General features: G+C 40.0%; 8 protein-coding genes and 2 tRNA genes. 3 read left to right on the plus strand and 7 right to left on the minus strand.

The features are described from left to right. The first annotated feature begins 72 nt into the window (after nt 1-72). Nucleotides 73-156: transfer RNA gene (locus tag RG963_RS04105), tRNA-Ser, on the plus strand. Nucleotides 157-298: 142 nt separating this feature from the next. Here RG963_RS04105 and RG963_RS04110 read toward each other — a convergent pair. The 3 genes from RG963_RS04110 to RG963_RS04120 all read right to left on the minus strand — a co-directional run bounded on the left by RG963_RS04110 (nt 299) and on the right by RG963_RS04120 (nt 2813). Next, on the minus strand, nt 299-1630 hold the full coding sequence (locus RG963_RS04110) for a formylmethanofuran dehydrogenase subunit B (RefSeq protein ID WP_310575010.1): 1332 nt from the start codon (nt 1628-1630) through the stop codon (nt 299-301). A 189-nt stretch (nt 1631-1819) separates the two neighbouring features. Further along, nucleotides 1820-1993: a hypothetical protein gene (locus RG963_RS04115; protein WP_310575011.1), complete on the minus strand. Its 174-nt coding sequence runs from the start codon at nt 1991-1993 to the stop codon at nt 1820-1822. Between the two features lie 280 nt (nt 1994-2273). After that, entirely contained in the window at nt 2274-2813 is a 540-nt protein-coding gene (locus tag RG963_RS04120) for a GNAT family N-acetyltransferase (RefSeq protein WP_310575012.1), read from the minus strand. 227 nt (nt 2814-3040) lie between these two features. Here RG963_RS04120 and RG963_RS04125 point away from each other — a divergent pair, with 227 nt between their 5' ends. Together RG963_RS04125 and RG963_RS04130 are read left to right on the plus strand one after the other, a co-directional pair. Next, complete coding sequence (locus RG963_RS04125; protein WP_310575013.1) at nt 3041-3250, plus strand: TOBE domain-containing protein; 210 nt, start codon at nt 3041-3043, stop codon at nt 3248-3250. 320 nt (nt 3251-3570) lie between these two features. After that, a tRNA-Trp gene (locus RG963_RS04130) sits at nt 3571-3766 on the plus strand. Nucleotides 3767-4319: 553 nt separating this feature from the next. Here the strand turns inward: RG963_RS04130 and RG963_RS04135 are convergent. The 4 genes from RG963_RS04135 to RG963_RS04150 all read right to left on the minus strand — a co-directional run bounded on the left by RG963_RS04135 (nt 4320) and on the right by RG963_RS04150 (nt 9453). After that, nucleotides 4320-5636: a COG1470 family protein gene (locus RG963_RS04135; RefSeq protein WP_310575014.1), complete on the minus strand. Its 1317-nt coding sequence runs from the start codon at nt 5634-5636 to the stop codon at nt 4320-4322. 748 nt (nt 5637-6384) lie between these two features. Beyond that, nucleotides 6385-7575 (minus strand): pyridoxal phosphate-dependent aminotransferase, encoded by a 1191-nt coding sequence (locus RG963_RS04140; protein WP_310575015.1) that lies wholly within the window; start codon nt 7573-7575, stop codon nt 6385-6387. A 189-nt stretch (nt 7576-7764) separates the two neighbouring features. Further along, nucleotides 7765-8337: a hypothetical protein gene (locus RG963_RS04145; protein ID WP_310575016.1), complete on the minus strand. Its 573-nt coding sequence runs from the start codon at nt 8335-8337 to the stop codon at nt 7765-7767. Between the two features lie 288 nt (nt 8338-8625). After that, entirely contained in the window at nt 8626-9453 is an 828-nt protein-coding gene (locus RG963_RS04150) for a ribonuclease H family protein (RefSeq protein WP_310575017.1), read from the minus strand. Nucleotides 9454-9642 lie beyond the last annotated feature (189 nt).

Consider the following 9642-nt stretch of genomic DNA (forward strand, 5'->3'; position numbering starts at 1 on the left):
GCATATTCACTAATCCTGCATCAGGAACATCGGGTAATGTCCGGAAAATTTTCATTACATTTAAAGCAAAATGCCCAGGTAGTCTAGTGGTAAGGCGACGGTCTCGAAAACCGTTTCTTCTTTGGGAGAGCGCAGGTTCAAATCCTGCCCTGGGCGTAAAATTAAATCAGATTTTAGTATTACTCTTGTTCAATTTATCATTTTTGTTCAAAAAAGATCGGTTTTATATGCTAATTTTTCATTTCACAAGAATCCACAGAATCTGAGAGCATTTTCAGATATTGATTCTTCATCCCCCTTATATGTAGAAGGGAGAAAAATCAGTATGATTTCTTTTTTCTTTGATTTTTGCGAAAAGCTGTTTTAAGGTGTCTTCGTTGCTTTTTGTAAACTCAAAGGGAGAATCCGTGAAGGGTTCAACGTGAACAGCCACATCATCAAGCCTATAGAAGGTTCCGTCACATTCCATGGCGTCAATTATCCCCGGGAGCACGATGTCTGAGACAACCATAGTCGGACAGGGAGAAGTATCGAGGTAGATCAGAGGAATTTCGGCAAGATAAGCTGCACAATCGGTGGGAATCTGATTTAAAAGATCAGTACACATCACAAAGGCGGCGTCCACATCCTTTTCTCGAAGCACATCCACGGTTGTGAATTCTCCGGGATTGTAACGCGGATACCCGCGTGTAAAGTCAAGCCCGAAGGGATAGCCGTACATGTAGGAGGCAATCTGGCTAAAGCCTGCAACGTTGCAGTGGCCACGGAGAATTCCAAAGGTAAACTTAGAATAATTGTTCAACTCCTTTACAAAATTCATGGCAATTTCGACGTTCCTGTGCTTTCCGAGAGATGATGAAAGGCCAAGACCTACAGAGATGGAGCCTAAGTTACAGTGTTTCATTAAATCGAGCATATTTTCCATCACGGGGATAGGAACTCCTGTAATCTCTTCTACTGAGTGATGAGGAATTTTTCCATGTAAAAGCGTCAGAAGTGCACTTATCAGTTCATAGTCGGAGTTGGGTTTAAGCTGCACGTGCAGGTCAGAAGCTGTAGCAGTTGGAGTTTTCCTCGGGTCCACAGTAATGATAGTCCTGTCGAAACGTCCGTGTTTGGTCCAGTATCCACGCGGGAAAACCCCATATCTGGACATCTGCCTGGGCATGGATTCAAGAGGATTTGTGCCCCAGTAAACTACGAGGTCGCCCCTATTTTTCTTCTGCCCTTCAGTTGCACCTACTTTTCCGGATTCCTGGATTCCCATGGCTGTTGGCCCGTTGCCGATCGTAGTATTAGAATCAACAATCGCACCAAGATATTCCCCAATCATAAGCCCCACTTCATGTGCTTCACATGAGGTCTCGCTGCCCATGAAAAGCAGGGGACGCTTTGCCGAAACAAGGATATCGGCAGCTTTTTCAAGAGCTTCATCCCAGGCAGCAGCCATCAATTTTCCCCCCTCCTTTATAAGGGGTTGCCTGAGCCTTCGGGAACTTATAATCGCCTTAAACTTGGCATTCCCCATCTTACATAAATTTTTAGCTTCAATCTTTTCTTCCCCGAATTCAACCTGGATATCATCACAGGCTGCCCCGCATGCCGGACAGATTATGTTTTTGAAAACCATGGTCACAGCCCTCCGACATAAACTTTCAACAATAAGTCTTCGGTGCCCTTTTCAGAAAAAATAGATAATCGCGTATCATCTTGCATTTTGCTTACCTCTCAACATTGTTCTGTGCGCTGCACAGCAGTTCATTTTCATGCTGAATGAACAGTGCACAGCAATTATACAGCACTGTATCATTTTTATGAACTAGTACTTCAATGTCAACAGGTTTTCAGGAATACGCCTTGTCCTGCAGCCAGGAAGACGGGTGGGGGAATCCGAGAGAGTCCGGGACTTTCCAGACACCAATAGAAAAAAACCGTGTTCAAGTTTTTCGCTGCCGTTTACCAGTTCGCAGATTTCCAGATCTGCGTTTACCAATAAACTATTTTTTTCTTTCAACTTTATGTAAATTCTATAAAGAAATTACATTTGAAAGTAAATTTATAATTAGATATAAACATATCGGGTCTTCACTTTTTGAGCGGATAATTTACATTCATTTCCCAACTATAAACCATAGCAAATTGGAAACTGATTTCAGGTTTGTAAAGTTCATATGTATGGGTATATAAGGTCTATAATATCAGAGTATCCGTTCCGGTTTTGCATATTGCATATTGTAAAAGTCACAGCAGGTAACCACTTGTCGAATAGGCTCTTAATTATCCAGTTTTTCATTCCTGAGTTCATAAAGTATGGTACCTTCCTCCTGGCCTTTTCCTTTAAATAAAAAACCATTTTTTTCCAGAACACGGATCGAAGCTTTAAGGTAAGGATAAGTGTGAGCTATAATAAGGTCTTTTTTGAGACTGGAAAAAGCCCACTGAAGCATTGATCGCACAGCCTCCGTTGCATATCCTCTTCTCTGGTATTCGGAAAGCATGGAGTACCCTATCTCAAGGGTTCCATTCTCGCGGACAAGAAATCCTCCGCTTCCTATAAGGACGGCCAGTTCCGAATCCTTCTGGCACAAAAGCCAGTAAAAGCTCCAGATCTTCCGATCTTTCACTTTCATTCCTTCGATAAATTCTTCTATTACCTCAGGAGTGATCTGGTCAGGTGGCCATTCTTTCGGAACATGAACCTTAAGAGTAGAAGAAAATACCGGGAGATCATACAGTTCCAGAAGACATAGCTTCACGGTGGCAGGAACCAGGCACAATCTTTCGGTGTTAATAGGAGAAAGAATAAGGGACATGAAACAGATAAATGTTTTTTATAATATAATCTTTTTGGTAAGTTGGATCTGAGAAGACTTCATAAATATCTGATACAGAGAAATTCAGAATTCAATGAATATTCGAAAAATTATTATCAGATGTCGTGAATCAATTAAGAGCCTATTCGAAAAGTCAGCAATACATGTTGAAAAGTCGTAATAAAACTAACGGAAATTAATTACCGTACTTGAATGGAGAGCAAAGAATGAAACTAAGCGCACGCAACGTCTTAAAAGGAAAAGTTAAAAGCATCGTCACCGGAATAGTCAACACTGAAATTGTAATAGAGTTACCAGGTGGAGCGGAAATCACTTCCATCATCACAAAGACATCAGCTGAAAGCCTGAAGTTAAAAGAAGGAAGCGAAGCATACGCAGTAGTCAAAGCCTCAAATGTGATGATAGCCATAGACTAACCGCTTTATTTCCTTTTGCCCAACTTGCATAAGAAGATCGATATTGAGCTTATCCTAAAATCCATTTTATGTTTAATCATTAAGCTTATCCCAAAACCAATTTTATTTTTAATCAGTAAGAGTTTTAGAACTGTATTTTATGATCAGAAACTCAATTAATTATTCAAAAATCCTTTCAGGAATAATTTATTTTCCATACATTTATTGAGAAAGAAAAACTTATATGAAATAAAAATTGATTCACAAAAACATCATTTCCTGCCGTTAACTATTTAAAAGAGAAAGGGTATTTCACTATCCTTGTAAAGTATCCTTGTTAAGGGGCTGTGGCCTAGCCCGGCATGGCGATGGGCTCCAGCGGATAAATGATGAACAACGGGTATACTGAGTTTTGCCCGACGGGGCAGGATAATGAGGAACCGTTGGAGCACTGATAGATGCTCACCAGAACTAAAACTGTTAAAGCAGTTGTTCGGAGATACCCGTCGATCGTGAGTTCGAATCTCACCAGCCCCACCTTTTTTAATTTACAGTTTTGAAAAGAAGTTTTATAAATCAAGAATTTTTATAAATTATTTCTCCTGAGTGTAACTTAGAGCCTATCCGAAAAGTCAGTAATGCATGTTGAAAAGTCACAATAGGGCTATAATATCCGAGTATCCGTTCCGGTTTTGTATATTGCCTGTTTGGTAAAAGTTACAGCAGGTAACCACTTTTCGGATAGGCTCTTAGTTTTATCATTATATGACTTACGCAGTTGAACTGAGAAATCAATAGCATTAAACCTCTAACTGTATAAAATACCAAACCAGTTACAACACCAAATATACTTGATTTTGTACTTCAGTGCGTAAGTCCTATTAATTTCATCTTTGTAGATTAGTCCTCTCGAGCACAGTATCTTTAATATAAACCAGTCCGCTTGAACGAGCGAAGCGAGTGAAACGGACCCCGTGCTCCCGAAGCGGAACTCGGGAAGCGGAACTCGGAAAGCGCAGCTCGGGTAAGGAATATGGGCAGCAGGACTCAGAATATATAAAATCAAATCATGCTACCCTACCAGAATTATTCACCTAAATATATACTGTTTTTTATCTTCATTTTCCGACGTTATCGAATATCCAAAGGATTCCGTATTTTTCGGCGTAATATAGAGTTCCCACTTTCCGGTTGCTCCCGTAACTGTGAATGTTTCTGCATAATGAGTGTTTGTATTCTGATAAATTGTGTTATTATCCACCGCCCATGCCGGGAAATAATACCCCTCAGTGTTTACGTTGCTACTTTGTGTTATTTTCGAAGGGGATATGCGGACAAAACGGGAATTGTATTTCAGTTTTAGATTAAAGGATGGTTTTTCAATTTTAGGAGAAATACGCAGTCCCATAGTCGGGTCGTAAGTATCAGTCGAAACTTCAATCGTTATTGGGGCATTACTCGTAGTGTTGAAAGCTTGCACGTAAGGAACTGTAGGCTGTTGCATAACCCTGAAATTCAGATCTATTCGCGAGCCATATACGCCATTAGCTTTTCCATCAACATTCATTTCGATGTACCCATTGTAAGATCCTGTAGCATTTTCCGGAACAGGCACCCTAATAGTCATGCTAGTGATTTCACCTGTTTTTATAACTGAAGGAGCAGAGATCACTATTGCATCATCGCTGAGATTAAATGTATTAAATGTATTAGACATGTATCTGGTCACTTTAGGATCAATGGTGACGTCTTCATCTGCCACATTTTTGATTTTTATTTTGTACACATATTCTTTTCCTGCATCAACAGTATCAGAGATATAAGTTGATTGAAGCTCGATTTTCGGACTAGCCTCGACTGAGATATCAAGCCTCATTGAATTGACATATTCTGTGGAGTCTGGCAGAAGATCATCTGTGAAGACTATAGCTGTTTGATAGTACGCGCTTTCTGCATCCCGGGGAATATTTACTTCACCTATAAAGTCCTGCAGTGCACCTGGTTCTACTGTTGTGTTTGTTGGAGATATAGTGATCCAACTTTCAGGGATTTCGTTCCCACTGTTGGGTATAGAAACTACTTTCGGTGTTATAACGAGCGTTTCATTACCTTCATTCTTGAAACTAACAGTAAACTTTTCGCTATTTCCCGACATTAGATACGTAGAATGATAAGTTGGATTTATAGTATGTACTGTAACATTTTCACCAGATACGTTGCCATCAGTTACATTATCATTTATTTCAAGGGTAACATTTTCGTAAGTTCCATTTTCGTAAGTAACATTTCCGAAAATTACATTTTCATCAGACCCGTCCGTTTGAGCACATGCAGCCTGTATTAATGCCAGACAAATCAGCATCCCTAACAATCGGGGCATTAACTTTACTTTATTATTTTTGTTCATATTTCTGGCTCCATTCTTTTATTAAGAATACAACCTTTCTAACTAATCCGCTCAGGATTTTCAAGCATCTGTATGGTTACTGTATCACAGGGGGATAACATCGTTAAACTGAAAAATCAACAGCATAAAACACACGACTATACAAATAATAATAGTTTGTGACCGTAAGACAGATGCTTTTTATTTTAAAAGTTAGAAAGTAATATTTAGAATACGCATCATACTATAAAATATTTATGAGTTTCACAGATCTTCGCATTTAGAAGAGGGACGGTTCAGAAAGAAAAAGGCTTAAAAATCCTGATGTAAAGCATTAATGTTTATAATCCCTATTGAGGAAGGAACAAATTGCTATTGATCTGAAGGTAACTCCAGAGAATCTAAACTCTTTAATCAAAAATGAAAACAATTCAAAACTATAATTACTATATCTATCATTATAAATAAATTTAAAAATATAATATTTTCATACTGCTCCCAATGGTTAAGTACCTTCTAGATCCAATCTTCTTTTTAGCTGCTCACTAGTAAAAGTCTAAATTTGAGGTAAGAGTCTAAATTTGAGGCGAGAAAAATATGGAACTTGGATAATCAAAGGGCTTTTCTGCCCGGAATAAAATGACAAGAACCATAGCAGTTTTTCTGGATTTTACGATCCTGAAGCTCAAGAGTTGAAAATGGAAAAAAGAAGAGAATTAAAGAATAGATGGATTTTAGATAATGTTAGGCGACACTAAAAACCTCATCCCTAAAGTTCTCCCTCAAGTTCTTTTTCTAAAAAAGCCTCCAACCTGTCCATACCTTCTTTTATATTTTCGAGGTTGTTAGCATAAGAAAAGCGCAGATAACCCTCTGCCCCATTTCCAAAATCAATCCCTGGAGTAACTGCAACGCCAGCCTCGTTAAGGATGCGGCGGCTTAATTCGAGCGAGTCATTGCTGTATTTGCGGGCATCGGCAAGGACATAGAAAGCTCCCATTGGCTCTTTGCGGACATCCAGACCCATTCCTAGGAGCCTTTTCAGCATATACTGGCGGCGTGTGTTGTAGGTCTGGATCATCTCTGCAACGTGTTCCTGGGAGCCTTTAAGAGCTGCGACTCCTGCTTCCTGGACAAAGGAGTTGGCACAGATAAAAAAGTTCTGGTGGATTTTCTGAATCGCACGGACACATTCTGGAGGACAGATAATGTAACCGAGCCTCCAACCGGTCATCGCATATAGTTTGGAAAAGCCATTCAGGACAAAAGCGTTATCCGTATATTCAAGAATAGTGTGCTCTTCTCCGCTATAGATCAGGCCCTGGTAGATTTCATCCGAAACAATTGGAATTCCTCTTTCATCCGCTATTGCGGCAAGGCCCTGCAAACTTTCAGGAGACATCACATGCCCACCAGGATTTGAAGGACTGTTGATCAGGATAGCTTTTGTATTGGAACTCAGGCACTGCTTCACAGTTTCCGGTTCCAGGGCAAACCCGTTTGTCTCGTTCGTGTAGACATAAATAGGGGTTCCACCCAAGTATTTCACAAAATTCGGATAGCAGGCGTAGTGAGGGTTCGACATAATTACTTCGTCCATTTTTTCAAGCAAGGCCATGAAAACAATCAGAAGGCCGGGGCTTGTTCCGGAAGTCACAATAACCTGATCCGGACTCAGATCGACTCCGAACTTCCGGTGATAAGACTCAACTATTGTCTCTCTGAGAGAAAGAAGTCCCTGGCTATGAGTGTATTTTGTGGACCCCCGGCCAATAGCAGCGCAGGCGGCTTCACAGATATGAGAAGCTGTAGGAAAATCAGGCTCTCCGACCTCGAGATGGATTATGTGCCTTCCCTCAGCTTCCAGAGCCTGGGCACTTTCCAGCACTTCCATCACATAGAAAGGAGGGATATCTTCAGATTTTTTTGATAGGATGCATTCGGAGTTTATCGAAAACATAAAAGACCTTCTGAAAATCAATTATTATGAAAAGGGCTGAGGTAAAAGCAAGTAACACCGCTGAATCTATACCTGAAACTGCGTATGCTTTCAATATTTAAATATTCTATGGGAAAAAACAGAACCAGAACTGATAGAACAGAAAGAAAAAACTGATTCCGGGTATGAAACCAGTTTTATGAAGTAATTTTAATTTTTTGGCAGGATTTTTTCGAGAACCTCTATATCCGGTGTATTCCAGCCCTGATTCTTAAGTGTTTTTACAAAATCTCGCTGGAAAACCTGGAACTTTTCAACATTTTCAGGGACAATGTTAAGGAAATCATAGTCCCCATATGCTCCTGTGAAGAAGGAAGAAACCGTTTCTTCAAACTTTTCCTCTATTCTTTGCGGATACCAGAACCCGTTCTGAGAGAGCAAAACAAGATTTGGATCCGGGATAGGGATATCATCCGAATAAGTATAAAGCCCTACGAAAACCTCTTCCCCGTATTTTGCAAGAACCAGCTTCTTCTCAAGCCCGGGTTTTTGAAGCTTAAGGAACCATTCGCCTTTTAAAAGATCATTGAGCTCAGTAATAACTTTGTGAGCTTTAAGTATCTCTTCAGCCACCTGCTGGATTTCCAGAATCATAGTCTTGCGCTGTTCCTCAGGCATCTCCAGACAGGATTTACAGATTTTCCCTTCTTGAACACCAGCATATAGAATGCGGGCCTCGTCGTCTTGTTTTTTCGGTTCTTCATCTTTTCTTTCAGGTTCCATTCCCGCACCCTTCTGGATTTCGATTACAAGCTCCCGTATGTAGATTTCAGGAAATTCTACCGTAATTTAGCACCCCTATGGTATATAGGGTAGAATACTCATAAATATTGGGTACTTATCCCCGAACTGAGATTTAGGAGTCAGAGATACAGAAGGACAGGAAACCTGCATGTACAAAAATTCTGGTAGCCTCCTCTCCCGGAACTTTTTCGATTATATTCAGAATAAGAAAAATAAATCTCCAGAGGAGTATTTATTAATGCAAGGAATTTCCGTGAGACGGAAAAATTACCTGAAACGTTCAACTCTTCTGAAGAGATTTTGAGGTGACCTTTCTACTTCGTCACAGATTATCCTGTGAGAAACGGAATCGGGCAGAATGGAACAGGTCTGATTGTCCGTACTCCGAAGTCCCCAGGTTTCATCCGTCAGCAGGAAATAGGAGTTTTCAAGCCTGACACCCTTTGCTTTCAGGGAGGAGATGATTGAGGGATCAGACAGATCTTTCCTTATCTCTTCTGCAGCTTTTACCTGAGTGCCTGGACCTCCCTTTTTTATGAGATAAAGCCGATCATCTGAAAGGATTTTTTCCATCGTACGGATCATTAGCCTATAGCAGGTTTTTTTGTTTGTGGATTTTTCTTCTACCTTCTCAAGATAAAAAACACTACGCTCATTTCTGGCGATGTCGGAAAGGATATCTTCTCTCCGTGAAAAAGACTCCACCTCAGAGGTAGGAATATTCAGGAAAAATACCGGAAATTTTTTAGATAAGCTGTCCGCAGTTGTCTGATTTACCTTTTCCCTAGGAATATATTCAAAGTTAATGCTGAGCCCTGAAAACTTCTTTTCGATTTCCGGTCTTCCCTTCTGGAAAGCTTTTACGGCTTCAGTAGAATCATTATAAATAATTATATCTCTGTCACCCTCGGATAAAATCTTGGACAGGGTTACAGCGAAAGTTAGGGCCGCAAGTTCACAGTCAAGGTTATTTTGAGGTGCATCCGGAACCTTTGTTGTAGACTGGTGAATCTGTTTGCCGTCCCGGAGCACCGTACAGCCGATATAAGAGTCCTCACCCTCATTGTAAGAAGAGTCACAGTAGACTTCAAACATGCTTATTTTCACCTTTTCAGTAATAAAGATTCTATAGCAAACTGAGTTTAGAGATATAGACCGAACTTATAGACAGAAATATCATAAGGCGACGAATCAATAATTATGATCATTGATAAAGTATGATATTAGAAATATATTGTGTATAAGTAAAATAAAAAAGTTCTCGATTTCCATCGCACCTATAAA

Origin of the sequence: Methanosarcina baikalica (assembly GCF_031461075.1) — an archaeon.
GTDB classification, from domain to species: domain Archaea; phylum Halobacteriota; class Methanosarcinia; order Methanosarcinales; family Methanosarcinaceae; genus Methanosarcina; species Methanosarcina baikalica.